Raw genomic sequence first — 15,969 nt, 5'->3', positions numbered from 1 at the left:
GTCCCGGGCCCGCTCAGGCCTCGAGGACCGCGCGGACGTCGAGCGCGTCGCGCGCCTTGTCGATGTCCTCGCGATGCTTGAGCACCACGCCGAGGGTCTGGTCGACCGCCTCGTCGTCGAGCCGGCCACCGAGCGCCAGCAGCGTCTGCGCCCAGTCGATCGTCTCCGAGACCGACGGCGCCTTGCGCAGCGGCAGCGCGCGCAGGGCGTTGACGACCCGCACGAGGGACTCCGAGACGGCGTCGTCGAGGCCGGGCGCCTTGAGCGCGACGATGCGCCGCTCGAGCGCGGCGTCGGGGAAGTCCACGTGCAGGAACAGGCAGCGTCGGCGCAGCGCCTCGGACAGCTCCCGGGTCGCGTTGGACGTGAGCACCACGAACGGTCGTCGCGTGGCACGGATCGTCCCGAGCTCCGGCACGGTGACCTGGAAGTCACCCAGGACCTCGAGGAGCAGACCCTCGATCTCGACGTCGGCCTTGTCGGTCTCGTCCACGAGCAGGACCGTGGGCTCCGTCCGTCGGATCGCCGTGAGCAGCGGCCGGGGGAGGAGGAACTCCTCGCTGAAGACGTCCGTGCGCGCCTCGTCCCACGACTCGTCGCGCCCGGCCGTGATGCGCAGCAGCTGCTTGGCGTGGTTCCACTCGTAGAGGGCACGCGCCTCGTCGACGCCCTCGTAGCACTGCAGGCGCACCAGCTCCGCGCCCTGCGACTCGGCCACGGCACGCGCCAGGTCGGTCTTCCCGACGCCCGCCGGACCCTCGACCAGCAGCGGCTTGCCGAGCACCGACGCGAGGTAGACGGTCGTGGACACCGCGTCCGAGGCGAGGTAGCCGACCTCGGCCAGACGTTCGGTGACGTCCTGGACCGAGCTGAAGTTCGTGGTGGCCATCGTGCCCCTTCCGGCATTGGTGCCTACCATCGTGCCGTGGGAGCTTTCGAGGTCGTCCGCGAGGTACCGATGGCACCGCCCGACGTGTTCGCGCGGCTCACCGACTGGGAACGTCATGGCGAGGTCGTCCCGCTCACACGGATCAGGCCGAGCGACACGGGGTTCGTGGCGCGCACGGCCGTGGGACCGGTCGGCTTCGACGACGTCATGGACATCGTGACGTGGGAGCCGCCGACCTTCTGCCGCATCGAGAAGCGTGGCCGGGTGGTCAAGGGCTGGGCCGAGCTGTCGGTCGAGCCGACGACGTCGGGATCGCGTGTCCGGTGGCGCGAGGAGGCGCACTGGCTCGGCGTCCCGCGGTTCGCCGCCGGCGTCGAGGAGGCCGCCGGTCGTGCGCTGTTCGGCCGCGTGGTCGACCATCTGCTGCGCACCTAGGATCGACGCATGGGGACTCCTGAAGCGCCGTACGCCGTCGACACCGAGGTGCTCGACATCTGCCGCGACCTGATCCGGCTCGACACGTCGAACTACGGCGACGGGAAGGGCCCCGGGGAGCGCAAGGCCGCCGAGCACGTCGCCACGCTGCTCGCCGAGGTGGGCATCGAGTCCGAGATCATCGAGGCCGCGCCCGGTCGCGCCAGCCTCGTGGCCCGGTGGGGCGACCAGACGTCGAGCCGCGACGGACTCCTCGTGCACGGGCACCTCGACGTCGTGCCCGCGCAGGCCGACGACTGGTCGGTCGATCCCTTCGCCGGAGAGGTCAAGGACGGCTACCTGTGGGGACGCGGCGCCGTCGACATGAAGGACTTCGACGCCATGCTGCTGTCGGTGGTGCGGGCACGTCAGCGTGCGGGCGCCGTCCCGGACCGTCCCATCACGCTCGTGTTCACCTCCGACGAGGAGGCGGGCGGACGGGAAGGGGCCCACTGGCTCGTGGAGCACCGCCCCGACCTGTTCGAGGGGTGCACCGAGGCCATCGGCGAGGTCGGCGGCTTCTCGATCGAGGTCGGCGGCCAGCGCCTCTACCTGATCGAGTCCGGGGAGAAGGGCATCAGCTGGATGCGCCTGACGGCCAGGGGCACGGCCGGGCACGGGTCCATGCGCCAGCCCGACAACGCGATCACCCACCTCGCCCACGCGCTCGTGGCCATCGGGGAGCACGCGTGGCCGGCGACTCCCGGACCGTCCATGGAGCTGCTCCTGGCGAAGATCGCCGAGCTCACCGGAGACGACGCGAACGACCCCGACGCGCTCCTGGCGCACGTCGGTCCGGCGATCCGCATGCTGGGCGCCGGGCTGCGCAACTCCACCAACGCCTCGATGCTGCAGGCCGGCTACAAGCACAACGTGGTCCCGGGGGAGGCTGTCGCCTACGTGGACGGCCGGTACCTGCCCGGCCACGCGGAGTCCTTCATGCCCGCCGTGCAGGAGATCGTCGGCGACCGGGTCAGCGTGGAGCCCTACATCCTCGACCGCGCCCTGGAGTACCCGTTCCGCGGCGACCTGGTCGACGCCATGACGGTCGCGCTGCACGCCGAGGACCCCGACGCACACATCGCGCCCTACCTGATGTCCGGCGGCACCGACGCGAAGGCGTGGGACAAGATCGGCATCACGTCGTACGGCTTCACGCCGCTTCGCCTGCCGGGTGACCTGGACTTCACGGCCTTGTTCCACGGCGTCGACGAAAGAGTTCCGGTCGACGCGCTGGAATTCGGCTCCCGGGTCTTCGACCGCTTTCTCGACCTGGTCTGACCGCGCTCCCGGAGCACGAAAAGAATGTGCTGATCTTGCAATATCAGCAATAAATCAATTAGATGGTGGCGCGCACGCGGATGATCTTGCGCCGCAGCCTGATGGTGCGCCGCCCCGAGGGGTCCTTGCGGAGCCGGTCGAGCTCCCAGCCCTGGAACTCGGCCGCGTCGGTGAGCAGCCGACAGACCGCCGAGCGCGACTGCGTCCGCGGCAGCGCGAAGTCCCAGAACTCGTACTCCACCGTCGCGTTGCGCAGGGCCACGTCAGTCCTCCCAGGCGTGGGGTGCGGAGACGTCGTCGAGGGCCGAGACGATCTCCGCGGGCAGGTCGAGGGTCTCGGACGCGAGCAGCGTCCGCAGCTGGGCCGTCGTCCGGGCGCCGAGCAGCGTGGTGGCGACCGTCGGCCGTTCCCGCACCCAGGCCAGGGCCACGTGGGCGGGGGAGACGTCGAGTCCCTCGGCGGCCCTGACGACGGACTCGACGACGGGGGCGCACTCGGGCGACAGGTACGGCGCCATGAAGTGCTCCCACTGCGGGACCGCGGCGCGGGAGTCCGAGGGGACGCCGGAGCGGTACTTGCCGGTCAGCACCCCGCGGGCCAACGGGGACCAGGCGATCGTGCCGAGCCCGAGGTGCTGTGCGGCGGGGACGACCTCGTCCTCGATCGTGCGGTTGAGCAACGAGTACTCGACCTGGTGTGAGACGAGCAGCGGACCGAGCGCACGCGTGGCCGAGGTCCGGGCCACGCCGACCTGCCACCCGGAGAAGTTCGACACGCCGACGTACCGCACGCGACCGCTCGAGACGGCGTGCTCCAGTGCCGCGAGGGTCTCCTCCCACGGCGTGAGCGGGTCCCAGGCGTGCAGCTGCCACAGGTCGAGGTGGTCTGTCCGCAGCGCACGCAGGGAGGCGTCGAGCTGGGCGAGCACGTGGCCGTGAGAGGCGTCGGAGACCACCTGGCCGCGGCGCAGGCCCACGACGGCCTTGCTGGCGAGCACCACGTCGTCGCGCACACCGCGCTTGGCGAGCAGGTCGCCCACGAGTGCCTCGGCCCGACCCTCGCCGTAGACGGGAGCGGTGTCGACGAAGGTCCCGCCGGCCTCGAGGAACGCGGTGAGCTGGTCCTCGGCCTCGAGCTCGTCGACCTGGGACCCGAACGTCATGGTTCCCAGGCCCAGTCGCGAGACCTGCAGACCGGAGTGACCGACGTGACGCTCCTGCATGGCAGCACCCTAGTCGGGCCCCTGGCGCCCGGCGTCTAGGCTCGCAGGGTGGATGTCCTGCGATCTGTCGTGCTCGGCCTCGTCCAGGGGCTGACGGAGTTCCTGCCCATCTCGAGCAGTGCCCACCTGGCGATCATCCCGCGGTTCCTCGGGTGGGAGGATCCCGGGGCCGCCTACACCGCCGTCGTGCAGATCGGCACCGAGCTGGCGGTGGTCCTCTACTTCTGGCGCGACATCTGGACGATCGGCACGGGCTGGTTCAAGGGTCTCGTCTCGGCCGACGCGCGGGCCCTGCCTGAGTGGCGCATGGGCTGGTTCGTCATCATCGGGTCCCTGCCGATCGTGCTCGTCGGTCTCGCCCTCGAGGACCTCATCGACCGCGACTTCCGCAACCTCTGGGTCATCGCGACCATGCTCGTCGCCCTCGGCATCGTGCTCGGCATCGCCGAACGGGTCGGACGACGCACCCGGCCCATCGAGTCCCTGACCCTGACCCACGCCATCGCCCTCGGCCTGGCGCAGGCCGCCGCGGTGGTCCCCGGGGTCTCCCGCTCGGGCGCGACCATCAGCATGGGCCTGGTCCTCGGCTACGAGCGGGCCGCGGCCACGCGCTACGCCTTCCTGCTGGCCATCCCGGCCGTCGTGGGCGCCGGCGTCTACAAGCTGAAGGACGTGCCCGGCGGCGAGAACGCCTACGGGTGGGGCCCGACACTCGTGGGCACGGTCGTCTCGTTCGTGGTGGGGCTGGCCGTCATCCACTGGCTGCTGCAGTACGTGAGCAAGCACTCCTACGCCCCGTTCGTCGTCTACCGGATCGCGCTCGGCACCCTCGTGCTCGCCCTGCTGGCCTTCGGCGTCATCGGTGCCGGCGTCTCGACGTCGGCCTGAGGTGGTCGACGTGAGCCGCCCCACCGCCCTCGTCACCGGAGCCTCGCGCGGCATCGGCCTCGCGGTCGCCGAGGATCTCGCCCGCACCCACGACGTCGTGCTGGTCGGCCGCAGCGGCGAGAGCCTGCAGCGGGTCGCCCACGACCTTCCGGGTGCGTCGGTGCTCGTCCTCGACGTCGCGGACGAGCACGCGGTGGACTACGCCGTCCTGCCGGACCGTCTGGACGTCCTCGTGCACGCGGCCGGCATCTCGGAGCACGGCACGGTCGAGGAGGTCTCGCGCGGCGACTGGCGCCAGGTGTTCGAGACCAACGTCTTCGGCGTGGCGCACCTCACGGCTCGCGCCCTCCCAGCACTCCGTGGCGCGAGCGGCACGGTCGTGCTGGTCAACTCCGGTGCCGGCCTGTTCTCCACCCCCGGGAACAGCGTGTACTCGGCCTCGAAGTTCGCGCTGCGCACGTTCGGCGACTGCCTGCGCGAGGAGGAGCGCGAGAACGGCGTGCGGGTGGTGTCGATCCACCCCGGCATCGTCGACACCGACATGGGCCGCGCTGTCCTCGAACGTCGTGAGGGCGGTCGCCCCGAGCGGATGATCGCTCCCGAGACGATCGCGGCCGCGGTCCGCACCGCCGTCGACGCACCGCCCGAGGCCCAGTTCGAGACCGTCTCGATCCGTCCCACGCTCGACCCGAAGGGTCCCTGAGCGCTACAGCCAGCCCGACTTCTTGAACCGGCGGTAGATGTAGAGGCAGAGGCCGCCGATGAGGGCGAGGCAGAGCGGGTAGCCGTAGGTCCACGTGAGCTCGGGCATGTGCTCGAAGTTCATGCCGTAGATCCCGGCGATCGCGGTGGGGACGGCGAAGATCGTGGCGCCCGCGGTGAGCTTGCGCATGTCCTCGTTCTGCTGGACCGAGAGCTGCGCCAGGTGGGCGTTGAGCGCGTTGTCGAGCAGGTGGTCGATCGCGTCGATCGCCTCGGCCGCCCTCGCGAGGTGGTCGGCGATGTCGCGGAAGTAGGGGCGGGCGTCCTCCGGGACGGCCACGCTCGCGAACCGCTGCACCGGCTCGCGCAGCGGCAGCACCGCGCGACGGAACTCGAGCGTCTCGCGCTTGAGCCGGTAGATGCGCGTCGAGTCGCTCGTCCGCTCGGTGGAGAAGACCGAGCTCTCGACCTCCTCCACGTCCTGCTCGAGCTCGCGGGCGACGTCCTCGTAGTGGTCGACGATGGTGTCGATGACGGCGTGGAAGGCTGCTGTCGGCCCGTGGGACATCGCGTCGCTGACGGCCTCGGCACGCTTGCGGGCCTCGCGCAGCGACTCGCCACCGTGGCGGACGGTCAGCAGGAAGTGCCCGCCGAGGAACAGGTTCACCTCGTGCGTACGGATGTCGTCGTCGCTGTAGGTGACGCTGCGCAGCGACGCGAACAGGTGGTCGGAGTACCGCTCGACCTTTGGGCGCTGGTGCGCCTCGAGGGCATCCTCCACGGCGAGCGGGTGCAGGTCGAGGGCGCTGGCGACCCGGCTCAGCTCGTCGGCACGGGGATTGGCCATGCCGATCCAGATGAACTCGCCCGCACCGAGGGTCGCGAGGGTCTCGCGCAGGGCGTCCGCGTCGTGGGAGGTGTCCTGACGGGCACCGTCGCGGTAGGTGGCGCAGTCGACGATCACGTGCTCATTCTGGCCCCACGAGGCCGATCCGCTTCGCGACGTGCCGCACGGCCCGCCGCGGATCACCTCGGGGAGGGTTCAGCGCTGGTAGCGAGGCGGGTCCTGCGGACGCTGGTGACCGAGCTCCCCGCCGATGCGTCCGCCGAAGGGGCGACCGTGGTCGGCGAACTCGTCGCGCACGTAGGTCAGGCGCCACGGGCCCATCTCGATGCGACACCCCGTCCGCAGCGTCTGCACGGGGAGCTCGCGACCGTTGACGAAGGTCGGAGTCTGGCGTCCGCGGGCACCGATCACGTACTCGTCGGTGTCGGTGCGCGTGATGACGGCCTGCAGGTCGCTGACACCGTCCAGGCACAGGTCGGCGTCCGCGGTCGACCCGACCGTCGTCTCGCCCAGGGCCAGGTGGTGGACCCGCACCTCGCGGCCCGTGGCCGGGACGCGGGTGTCGGACAGGTACAGACGAGGGTGTCCGCCGCCGTACGGGTCGTGGGTGGTCGTGACGCGTCGCCGCGCCCACGGCGCCGTCGGCAGGTCGGGCCACGCGATCGGGGGCGGGAGCGCGAGAGCGTCGCCGGCGCCGGTGACCGCGCGTGCCTTGAGCCGGGCCGCGGCGCGCCAGCGCACGATCTGCACGTGGGAGGTGCCGGTGGCCAGCCTGTGCCAGAAGCGCTCGCGGACGGCGCCGAGACGCAGGATCGGGCCGACCTCGTCGGCGATCTCCAGGACGACGTCGGACTCGGCCAGGCGACGTGCGACCGTCCGGAAGTCACCTCCGGTCCGCCCGGCGGCGAAGGCACCCAGGTCGGCGGTGCGGAACGAGACGCGTCGGCCCACGGCCGTGACCTGGGCCGTCACCGGCGTGCCCGCGGGCGTGGCGACCTCGACGTCGACGAGAGCGCGCAGGCCGCTCACGTCAGCCCCGCGCCGGGTCCGCGCCGGGCATCTCGTCGTCGCTCGTGGTCACCCTGACGGTGCCGTTGAACTTCCAGAGGGCGCGCGGGGCGTCCGGGCCGGTGTCGCGCGGCACCTCGACCTCGAGGTCCTTGAGCTCGTAGCTCACGGCAGCGCCGCGCCCGGTCAGGTACTCCCACATCTCCCGCCCGAGGTCGGTCCAGTCGGTGACGGGCTGGGGGCCGGACGTCTGGCCACTGAGGTCGCGGGGCGAGGACGGTGTGCTGGTCATCGGGGGCTCCTTCGAAGCGGGTCCCTCCAGGGTGACGAGGCTCACACTCGACGGCAACTCGAACGGGGACGTCCCGCTCGAGGACGCGACGGGCGAGCGTCGTGCCCCGACGGATACGCTCGACCCATGCGTGCCTGGACCGGTCCCGAGATCCCCACGATCGATCCAGCGGCCCGGGACGAGATGCCCACGCTGCGTCTGCACGACACCCGGTCGGGCTCGCTCGTGGACTCCGTTCCCGAGGGCACGGCCCGGCTGTACGTCTGCGGCATCACGCCGTACGACGCCACCCACCTCGGGCACGCCGCCACCTACCTGACGTTCGACCTGCTGCAGCGCCAGTGGCTGGCCCGCGGGCTCGACGTCGTCTACACGCAGAACGTCACGGACGTCGACGACCCGCTGCTCGAGCGGGCCGAGGCCACCGGGGAGGACTGGCAGGCGCTGGCCGAGCGGGAGACCGAGCTGTTCCGCACCGACATGACCGCCCTGCGCATGCGGGCCCCGCAGCACTACGTGGGCGCGGTGGAGTCCATCGACCTCGTCACCGACCTGGTCGCCCGCCTCGGCGAGTCCGTCTACCGGGTCGACGACGACCTCTACTTCGACGTGCATGCCGACGCCGCCTTCGGATCGGTCTCGAACCTCGACGAGGAGGCCATGCGGGCCGTCTTCGGCGAGCGCGGGGGAGACCCTGACCGCGCGGGCAAGCGCGACCCCCTCGACTGCCTCGTGTGGCAGGCCCCCCGCCCGGGGGAGCCGTCGTGGGAGTCCCCCCTCGGGCCGGGGCGTCCGGGCTGGCACATCGAGTGCGCCGCCATCGCCCTGCAGCACCTCGGGACGGACTTCGACGTGCAGGGCGGAGGCTCCGACCTCGCCTTCCCGCACCACGAGATGTCGGCCTCGGAGGCTCGCGTGGCCACGGGCGAGGAGTTCGCCCGCGCCTTCGTGCACGCCGGCATGGTCGGCCTCGACGGCGAGAAGATGTCCAAGAGCAAGGGCAACCTCGTGCTCGTCTCGGCACTGCGCGAAGCCGGCACCGACCCCATGGCCGTCCGGCTCGCCCTGCTGGCCCACCACTACCGCAGCGACTGGGAGTGGTTCGACACCGACCTCACGCAGGCCGAGGACCGGCTGCGCCGCTGGCGCACGGCCGTCGAGCGTCCGACCGGGGCTCCGGCCGGCGCGCTCGTCGCCGACCTGGCAGCAGCGCTGTCGGACGACCTCGACGCGCCCCGTGCCCTCGAGGCCGTCGACGCTTGGGCCGAACTCGACGGCACCGACACCGAGGCGTCGCAGGGGGTCCGGGCCGCGGTCGACGCCCTGCTCGGCGTGGCGCTCTGAGCCCTGCGGTCAGTCGCGGGTCGTGAGCGACGTGCCGCGGCCCAGGTCGGCCCGCTCACCGCTGGCGTAGCCGTGGTCGATGCCGGTGCCGCTCAGGCGTCGACGGGGTGCCCGGCGCAACGATCCGTAGCGTTCGTGCATGACCTGCTCGACCTCGTGGCTGCGGTCGGCGAGCACCATCTCGACCGACGGCTCGCCGTCGTCGCGCCCGGCCTGTGCCTGCGCTCGTGCGTCGTCCTCGACGGTCCGCAGCCGCACGTAGACCGCCTGGGAGAACCCCTGCCACCAGGACCGCTTGAATGCGGCGACGTGCTCGCCGCGCGGGATCTCGACCCGCGCGAGCTCGTGGGCGGCCTGGAGCAGCAGGCTGGTGACCAGGATCTCGGTGCACCGGACGTCGGCCTCGAGCCCGAACACGTGCACCGAGATGCAGGGCTCGGCACCCACCAGCACCGACTGGCAGCGCATCGCGTGGGCCACGTGCACGGCGAGGGTGGCCTTGTCGCGCACGTACGGCGCGTCGAGGCGGACGAAGGCGTCGACGATCCCGACGGCGCGATGCCCGTCCTTGGCCAGCAGCGCGGCGTCGATGCCGTACTGGGCCATGAGCCGCTCGGCCTTGTCGCGGCACGCCTGCGCCTCGGCCGGCGTCGCCCCGGGGTCCTCGGCCAGCACCAGCAGCTGACGGATCTTGCGGAGCTTGGCGTCCTCGCTCACCTCGGCACTCCCCTGGAAGAAGCACGATGGGGGAGCACCGGCGTGAGGTGCTCAGGGTTCGCTCGCTGGCGCTCGCTCACGGGCCGCCGTCGACGTTGCGCCGACGCAGGTACCGCTCGAACTCGCGCGCGATCGCGTCGCCGCTGGCCTCGGGCAGCTCGTCGGTGGTGTGCTCGCTCTCCAGCTCCGCGACGTACTCGGCGATCTCGGGATCCTGGCCCATGAGGTCGTCGGCGCCGTGCTGCCACGCCTGCGCCATCTCCTCCAGCGACCCCTGGGGGAGCGCGACACCGACCGCGTCCTCCAGGGCGCCGAGCAGCGCGAGGGTGGCCTTGGGGCAGGGCGGGTCGGCCACGTAGTGCGGCACCGCCGCCCACAACGAGATGGCGGGGAGGCCCTCGGCCGAGGCCACGTCGCCCAGGACCGCGTTGATGCCGACCGGTCCGACGTAGCTGGACGGGCGGAGGGAGAGACGCTCGGCGAGGACCGGGTCGATGGTGGAGCCGCTCACCGGCACCGGCCGCGTGTGCGGGGTGTCGGCCAGCAGGGCACCGAGCGTGACCACCTCGGTGACCCCGGCCAGCCTCGCCAGGCCGAGCACGGTCGAGCAGAAGCCCTTCCAGCGGAAGTTCGGCTCGGGCGCCTTGAAGAGCAGCACGTCACGGTCCGACGACCGGGGGCGGGCGTGGAACAGCGTCGGCGTGGGCCAGTGCAGCACCCGCGCGCCGTCCTCGTCGGGGTGGACGATCGGGCGCGAGACCTGGAAGTCGTAGTAGTCCTCCGGGTCGAGCTCGGCCAGGACCTGCGCGTCCCACTCGTCGACGAGGTGGTCGACGACGGACGACGCGGCGTCACCGGCGTCGTTCCAACCCTCGAACGCCGCCACCATCCAGGGATCGTTCAGAGGGGGGATCGACTGCACGTCACCACCCTACGGGCCCGGCGGGGGTGCCGGGCCCGGGGCGGCATACAGCCCGGCGGGAGTGCCGGGCCGTGGGCGGCGAACAGCACCGGCGGGGGTGCCGGGCCGCCACGTGCCCTACTCGCTGTCGGGGCGGTAGCCGAGGTTCGGCGAGAGCCAGCGCTCGGCCTCCTCGACGGTCCAGCCCTTGCGCTCGGCGTAGTCGGCCACCTGGTCGCGCCCCAGTCGCCCGACCACGAAGTACTGCGACTGCGGGTGCGCGAAGTACCAGCCGCTCACCGAGGCGCCCGGCCACATGGCCATGCTCTCGGTGAGCTCGATGCCGGTGTGCTTCTCGACCTCGAGCAGGTCCCACAGGGTGCTCTTCTCGGTGTGCTCGGGGCAGGCCGGGTAGCCGGGCGCCGGGCGGATGCCGACGTACTTCTCGGCGATGAGGGCGTCGCTGTCGAGCGACTCCTGCGGCTGGTAGCCCCAGATCTCGCGACGCACCCGCTCGTGCAGGCGCTCGGCGAAGGCCTCCGCGAGACGGTCGGCGAGCGCCTCGAGCAGGATGGCGCTGTAGTCGTCGAGCGCCTCCTTGAACTCGGTGATCTTGTCGCCGATCCCGTGGCCGGCCGTCACCGCGAAGGCGCCGACGTGGTCGCGGAGACCGGTCTCCACCGGTGCCACGAAGTCGGCCAGGCTCTTGTGCGAGACGCCGGCGCGGTGCTCGGTCTGCTGGCGCAGGTGGTGCAGGGTCGCGGCGACCTCCTCACGTTGCTCGTCGGCGTACACGACGGTGTCGTCGCCCGACCCGTTCGCCGGGAAGATCCCGACGACTCCGCGGGCGGTGATCCAGCGCTCCTCGATGATCCGGTCGAGCATCTCCTGGGCGTCCGCGTACAGCTTGGAGGCCACCTCGCCCGTGGCCGGGTTGTGCAGGATGTCGGGGAAGCGTCCCTTCATCTCCCACGCGTTGAAGAACGGCTGCCAGTCGATGTACTCGCGCAGCTCCGCGAGCGGGTAGTCGTCGAGCACGTGCGGGACACCCACCTCCCACTGCGGCTCGGCGGGGGAGTACTCCGACCAGTCGACGACCGTGCGGGCGGCGCGGGCGTCGGCGATCGACAGGAGCTTGCGGGTGTCCTGACGGGCGGCGTGGCGCTCGCGCAGGCCGTCGTAGTCGTCCTTGAGCGCCTCGAGGAACGGCGGGCGCTGCTCGTCGGAGAGCAGCGACGCGACGACCGGCACCGAGCGGGACGCATCCTTCACCCACACGACCGGGCCGTGGTACCGCTCGTCGACCTTGACGGCGGTGTGCGCACGCGAGGTCGTGGCACCCCCGATCAGCAACGGCACGTCGAAGCCCTGCCGCTCCATCTCGCCGGCCACGGTGACCATCTCGTCGAGGGACGGCGTGATGAGGCCGGACAGGCCGATCGCGTCGGCGTCGTGCTCGCGCGCGGCGTCGAGGATCTTCTGGACGGGCACCATGACCCCGAGGTCGATCACGTCGTAGTTGTTGCACTGCAGGACCACGCCGACGATGTTCTTGCCGATGTCGTGGACGTCGCCCTTGACCGTGGCCATGATGACGGTGCCGTTGCTGCGACCCTGGTCCGCGGCGTCCTTGGTCGCCTCGATGTAGGGGATCAGGTAGGCGACGGCCTTCTTCATGACCCGGGCCGACTTGACCACCTGGGGCAGGAACATCTTGCCGGCCCCGAACAGGTCGCCGACGACGTTCATGCCGGACATCAGCGGCCCCTCGATGACCTCGATGGGCTTGCCGCCGCGCTCCTCGATGAGGGCGCGCAGCTCCTCGGTGTCGGCCTCGACGTGCGCGTCGATGCCCTTGACGAGGGCGTGGGTGATCCGCTCGCCGATGGGCAGGGAGCGCCACTCCTCGCTGGCGGCCTCGGCCTTCTCACCGGTGCCGGCGAAGTCCTGCGCGATCTCGAGCAGGCGCTCGGTGGCGTCGTCGCGTCGGTTGAGGATCACGTCCTCGATCCGCTCGCGGAGCTTCTCGTCCACCTGGTCGTAGACCACCAGGGCACCGGCGTTGACGATGCCCATGTCCATGCCCGCCTGGATGGCGTGGAACAGGAACACGGCGTGGATGGCCTCGCGCACCGCGTTGTTGCCGCGGAACGAGAACGACACGTTGGACACGCCACCGGAGACCAGGGCCCCGGGCAGGTTCTGCTTGATCCAGCGGGTGCCCTCGATGAAGTCGATCCCGTACTCGGCGTGCTCCTCGATGCCCGTGGCGACCGCGAAGACGTTCGGGTCGAAGATGATGTCCTCGGCCGGGAAGCCGACCTCGTCGACGAGGATCCGGTACGCCCGCTCGCAGATCTGCTTGCGGCGCTCGAGGTTGTCGGCCTGACCGTCCTCGTCGAAGGCCATCACGACCACGGCCGCGCCGTACTTGCGGCACAGCCGCGCGTGCTCGCGGAACGGTTCCTCGCCCTCCTTGAGCGAGATCGAGTTCACGATCGACTTGCCCTGCAGGACCCGCAGCCCGGCCTCGATGACCTCCCACTTGGAGGAGTCGACCATGACCGGGACGCGACAGATGTCGGGTTCGGCGGCCACCAGCTTGAGGAAGCGGTCCATGGCCGCGACCCCGTCGATCATGCCCTCGTCCATGTTGACGTCGATCACCTGTGCGCCGTTCTCCACCTGCTGGAGGGCGACCGCCAGCGCCGTGTCGTAGTCACCGTCGCGGATCAGGTTGCGGAAGCGTGCCGACCCCGTGATGTTGGTGCGCTCACCGACGTTGACGAACAGCGACTCCGGGGTCACGACGAGCGGCTCGAGCCCGGAGAGCCGCAGCGCGGGATCGACCGTCGTGGGCACCCGCGGGGGCAGGCCCTCGACCGTCGCCGCGATGTGCGCGATGTGGTCGGGCGTCGTGCCGCAGCACCCACCCACGAGGTTGTAGAGACCGGCCTCGGCGAACTCGCGCAGGACGGCGGCCGTCTGGTCCGGCGTCTCGTCGTACTCGCCGAAGGCGTTGGGCAGCCCGGCGTTCGGGTAGCAGGAGACGAAGCAGTCGGCCAGGCGCGAGAGCTCGGCCACGTAGGGGCGCATCTCCTCGGCGCCGAGGGCACAGTTGAGGCCGACCAGGAGCGGCTTCGCGTGCCGGACGGAGTACCAGAAGGCCTCCGTGGTCTGCCCGGACAGCGTGCGTCCCGAGGCATCGGTGATGGTGCCGGAGATGACGATGGGCCACCGGCGGTCGTACTCCTCGAACACGGTCTCGACCGCGAAGATCGCGGCACGTGCGTTCAACGTGTCGAAGATGGTCTCGATGAAGACGAGGTCGCTGCCGCCGTCGAGCAGGGCGCGGGTCGCCTCGGCGTAGGCGTCGACCAGCTCGGCGTAGGAGACGTTGCGGGCGCCGGGGTCGTTGACGTCGGGCGAGATGGACGCGGTCCGCGTGGTCGGCCCGAGGGCGCCGGCGACGTAGCGGGGCCGACCCGTGGCCTCGGCGACGGCGTCGGCCTCGCGACGCGCGAGCGCGGCGGCCTCGTAGTTGAGCTCGTAGGCGAGCTCGACCATGTCGTAGTCACGCAACGAGATCGCGTTGGCGTTGAACGTGTTGGTCTCGATGATGTCCGCGCCGGCCTCGAGGTACTCGCGGTGGATGCCGGCGACGATGTCGGGCTGGGTGAGCGTCAGGAGGTCGTTGTTGCCGACCACGTCGCTCGGCCAGTCCTTGAAGCGCTCACCGCGGTACCCGGCCTCGTCGGGACGGTCGCGCTGGATCGCGGTGCCCATGGCGCCGTCGAGCACCAGGATGCGCTCGCTCAGTCGAGCGGTCAGGTCCGCGGTGGCGTCGGGGCGCCACGCCTGGGGTCGGGTCACACGCTGCTCCACGGTCGGCTCTGTCCTCCACGATCGACACTGCGAGACTCCGTCGTCCGCAGGGAGCGGAGTCGGGTCCTTCGGGTGATGGTGGGAATCCCCAGCCGGCGGCGGGCTCGCGTGGACCTTCGCGGAGATTCGCACCCATCCTCCCACGAGAACGCAAGGGTCCGTGGGAGGTCACGGTCAGAGCGGGTGGGCGATCTCGTCGGCGGGCATCCGGGCCCACACGATCGCGACCGCGGCCACGACGAGCGGCACGGCGGCGGCGACCAGGAACACCTCGCGCAGACCCACCGCCTCCGCCGTGGGACCGGCGATCGCGACCGATGCGGGCACCAGCAGCAGCGAGACGAAGAAGTCGAGGCTGGAGGCCCGGCCGAGCAGCTCGGGCGGCACGCGACGCTGCAGCAACGTGCCCCAGATCACCATCGGCGCGGAGATGAGCACCCCGACGACGAACAGGGCGACGGCGATGAGCGGCACCGACGACGTGAAGCCGACGACCACGAGCGGCAGGCACCCGACGCCCCACATGAGGTTCATGACCGTGAGGTAGCGACGTGGCATGCGCAGCATGCTCATGCCGAGCGACGCGAGCGCGCTGCCGGCGCCGTAGGCCGCGAGGATCCACGCGTGCCCCGTGGCGTCGCCTCCGCCCTCCTTGACCACGAACGGGATGAGGACGTCCATCGGTCCGATGACCAGCAGGAGCATGAGGCACGCGAACAGCAGCGTGGCCAGGAACCACGGCGTGGTGACCATGTAGCGCAGCCCGATCCGCAGGTCGGCGAGAGCACCCCGCACGGGATGGCCACCGAGGCTGGCCGGGTCGCGGCGCAGCGGGACCGGGCGGAGCAGCAGCAGGGTGAGCAGGCAGCCGAGCTGGCAGACGGCCACGAGCAGCAGGGCCCACGCCGGCGAGGCGAACGCGACCACGACGCTGCCGAGCGCGGGGCCGCCCGCGTGCTGGAGCGTGGGCCGCAGGAACCCCTCCACGCCGTTGGCGGCGAGCAGGTCGTCGGACTCGACGATCGAGGGGAGCAGGGCGCTGTAGGCCGGGAAGTAGAAGCCGACAGCCATGCCCAGCACGGTGCCCCCGACCGTGAGGTGCCAGATCTCGAGCCCGCCCCCGAGCGCCAGGGCCGCGACGCCCAGGAGCACGACCATGCGGGTCGTGGCGGTGGCCATGAGGATGCGACGCTGCGGCACGCGGTCGGCGACGACGCCGCCGACCAGCACGGTGGCCACCATGCCGAGGGAGTAGCCCGTGATGGCGAGCGACAGGGCACCGGGGCCGCCCCCGAGCGCGATGACCTGCCACACGACCGCGATGACCCAGACGCCCTCGCCGAGCAGCTCGAAGGCCGCCGCACCGATCAGCGGTCGGTACTGCGGATGGCGGAACGGGCGCAGCGGTCCGCGGGCCCAGGTGCGCACGGCGTCGGCCCCGTGGGTGGGCGGGCGGGGCGTGAGCTCGGTCATGACGGGTCCAACCTAGGCGTGGAGTCCGACGGAGCGTCTTCTAGG

15 protein-coding genes are annotated in these 15,969 nt (G+C 71.4%); 5 read left to right on the top strand and 10 right to left on the bottom strand.

Annotated features, from left to right (window positions below; translation table 11 throughout):
* Positions 1–13 precede the first annotated feature (13 nt).
* Positions 14–889, bottom strand: a complete 876-nt coding sequence (locus NBW76_RS10920; RefSeq protein WP_056554602.1) for a MoxR family ATPase — start codon at positions 887–889, stop codon at positions 14–16.
* Positions 890–925: 36 nt separating this feature from the next.
* Between NBW76_RS10920 and NBW76_RS10915 the strand changes: the two genes are divergently transcribed.
* A complete protein-coding gene (locus NBW76_RS10915) occupies positions 926–1,324 on the top strand; it encodes an SRPBCC family protein (protein WP_156364791.1) in 399 nt (132 codons plus the stop codon).
* Between the two features lie 9 nt (positions 1,325–1,333).
* Positions 1,334–2,644 carry a M20/M25/M40 family metallo-hydrolase gene (locus NBW76_RS10910; RefSeq protein WP_055968175.1) on the top strand — a complete coding sequence of 437 codons (1,311 nt, stop codon included), beginning with the start codon at positions 1,334–1,336 and terminating at the stop codon, positions 2,642–2,644.
* Between the two features lie 58 nt (positions 2,645–2,702).
* Here the strand turns inward: NBW76_RS10910 and NBW76_RS10905 are convergent, their stop codons facing one another.
* A complete protein-coding gene (locus NBW76_RS10905; RefSeq protein ID WP_369797013.1) occupies positions 2,703–2,906 on the bottom strand; it encodes a DUF5703 family protein in 204 nt (67 codons plus the stop codon).
* A 1-nt stretch (position 2,907) separates the two neighbouring features.
* A complete protein-coding gene (locus tag NBW76_RS10900; protein WP_056554606.1) occupies positions 2,908–3,867 on the bottom strand; it encodes an aldo/keto reductase in 960 nt (319 codons plus the stop codon).
* Between the two features lie 48 nt (positions 3,868–3,915).
* On the opposite strand from NBW76_RS10900, the gene NBW76_RS10895 reads away from it, so the two are divergent.
* Together NBW76_RS10895 and NBW76_RS10890 are read left to right on the top strand one after the other, a co-directional pair.
* On the top strand, positions 3,916–4,755 hold the full coding sequence (locus NBW76_RS10895) for an undecaprenyl-diphosphate phosphatase (protein ID WP_056554611.1): 840 nt from the start codon (positions 3,916–3,918) through the stop codon (positions 4,753–4,755).
* 10 nt (positions 4,756–4,765) lie between these two features.
* Entirely contained in the window at positions 4,766–5,458 is a 693-nt protein-coding gene (locus NBW76_RS10890) for an SDR family oxidoreductase (RefSeq protein WP_235492965.1), read from the top strand.
* Positions 5,459–5,461: 3 nt separating this feature from the next.
* On the opposite strand, the gene corA is transcribed toward NBW76_RS10890, so the two are convergent.
* The 3 genes from corA to NBW76_RS10875 all read right to left on the bottom strand — a co-directional run bounded on the left by corA (position 5,462) and on the right by NBW76_RS10875 (position 7,604).
* Positions 5,462–6,421: a magnesium/cobalt transporter CorA gene (gene corA, locus NBW76_RS10885; RefSeq protein ID WP_055968186.1), complete on the bottom strand. Its 960-nt coding sequence runs from the start codon at positions 6,419–6,421 to the stop codon at positions 5,462–5,464.
* A 78-nt stretch (positions 6,422–6,499) separates the two neighbouring features.
* Entirely contained in the window at positions 6,500–7,333 is an 834-nt protein-coding gene (locus NBW76_RS10880; RefSeq protein ID WP_056554617.1) for an FHA domain-containing protein, read from the bottom strand.
* A gap of 1 nt (position 7,334) precedes the next feature.
* Complete coding sequence (locus NBW76_RS10875) at positions 7,335–7,604, bottom strand: hypothetical protein (protein ID WP_055968192.1); 270 nt, start codon at positions 7,602–7,604, stop codon at positions 7,335–7,337.
* A 126-nt stretch (positions 7,605–7,730) separates the two neighbouring features.
* Here NBW76_RS10875 and mshC point away from each other — a divergent pair, with 126 nt between their 5' ends.
* Entirely contained in the window at positions 7,731–8,948 is a 1,218-nt protein-coding gene (mshC, locus tag NBW76_RS10870; RefSeq protein ID WP_056554620.1) for a cysteine--1-D-myo-inosityl 2-amino-2-deoxy-alpha-D-glucopyranoside ligase, read from the top strand.
* Between the two features lie 9 nt (positions 8,949–8,957).
* On the opposite strand, the gene NBW76_RS10865 is transcribed toward mshC, so the two are convergent.
* The 4 genes from NBW76_RS10865 to NBW76_RS10850 form a co-directional block, all read right to left on the bottom strand.
* Positions 8,958–9,665 (bottom strand): DUF2786 domain-containing protein, encoded by a 708-nt coding sequence (locus NBW76_RS10865; protein WP_056554623.1) that lies wholly within the window; start codon positions 9,663–9,665, stop codon positions 8,958–8,960.
* A gap of 76 nt (positions 9,666–9,741) precedes the next feature.
* The gene (locus NBW76_RS10860) at positions 9,742–10,587 is read right to left on the bottom strand and encodes a PAC2 family protein (RefSeq protein WP_235492966.1); all 846 of its coding nucleotides are present in this window, start codon (positions 10,585–10,587) and stop codon (positions 9,742–9,744) included.
* Positions 10,588–10,704: 117 nt separating this feature from the next.
* A complete protein-coding gene (metH, locus tag NBW76_RS10855) occupies positions 10,705–14,352 on the bottom strand; it encodes a methionine synthase (RefSeq protein ID WP_235492986.1) in 3,648 nt (1,215 codons plus the stop codon).
* A gap of 273 nt (positions 14,353–14,625) precedes the next feature.
* A complete protein-coding gene (locus NBW76_RS10850) occupies positions 14,626–15,924 on the bottom strand; it encodes an MFS transporter (protein ID WP_082481918.1) in 1,299 nt (432 codons plus the stop codon).
* Positions 15,925–15,969: the final 45 nt, after the last annotated feature.

It is taken from the genome of Aeromicrobium sp. Leaf245 (genome assembly GCF_942548115.1).
Lineage (GTDB): Bacteria > Actinomycetota > Actinomycetes > Propionibacteriales > Nocardioidaceae > Aeromicrobium.
Note: the sequence above shows the minus strand (reverse complement) of the source record. Positions and strands in the feature narration are given on the sequence as shown.

Coding starts and splice junctions, on each gene's coding strand:
- NBW76_RS10850 (WP_082481918.1), bottom strand. CDS start 15,924: ATGACCGAGCTCACGCCCCGCCCGCCCACCCACGGGGCCGACGCCGTG.
- NBW76_RS10900 (WP_056554606.1), bottom strand. CDS start 3,867: ATGCAGGAGCGTCACGTCGGTCACTCCGGTCTGCAGGTCTCGCGACTG.
- metH (WP_235492986.1), bottom strand. CDS start 14,352: ATGGGCACCGCGATCCAGCGCGACCGTCCCGACGAGGCCGGGTACCGC.
- NBW76_RS10875 (WP_055968192.1), bottom strand. CDS start 7,604: ATGACCAGCACACCGTCCTCGCCCCGCGACCTCAGTGGCCAGACGTCC.
- NBW76_RS10910 (WP_055968175.1), top strand. CDS start 1,334: ATGGGGACTCCTGAAGCGCCGTACGCCGTCGACACCGAGGTGCTCGAC.
- NBW76_RS10920 (WP_056554602.1), bottom strand. CDS start 889: ATGGCCACCACGAACTTCAGCTCGGTCCAGGACGTCACCGAACGTCTG.
- mshC (WP_056554620.1), top strand. CDS start 7,731: ATGCGTGCCTGGACCGGTCCCGAGATCCCCACGATCGATCCAGCGGCC.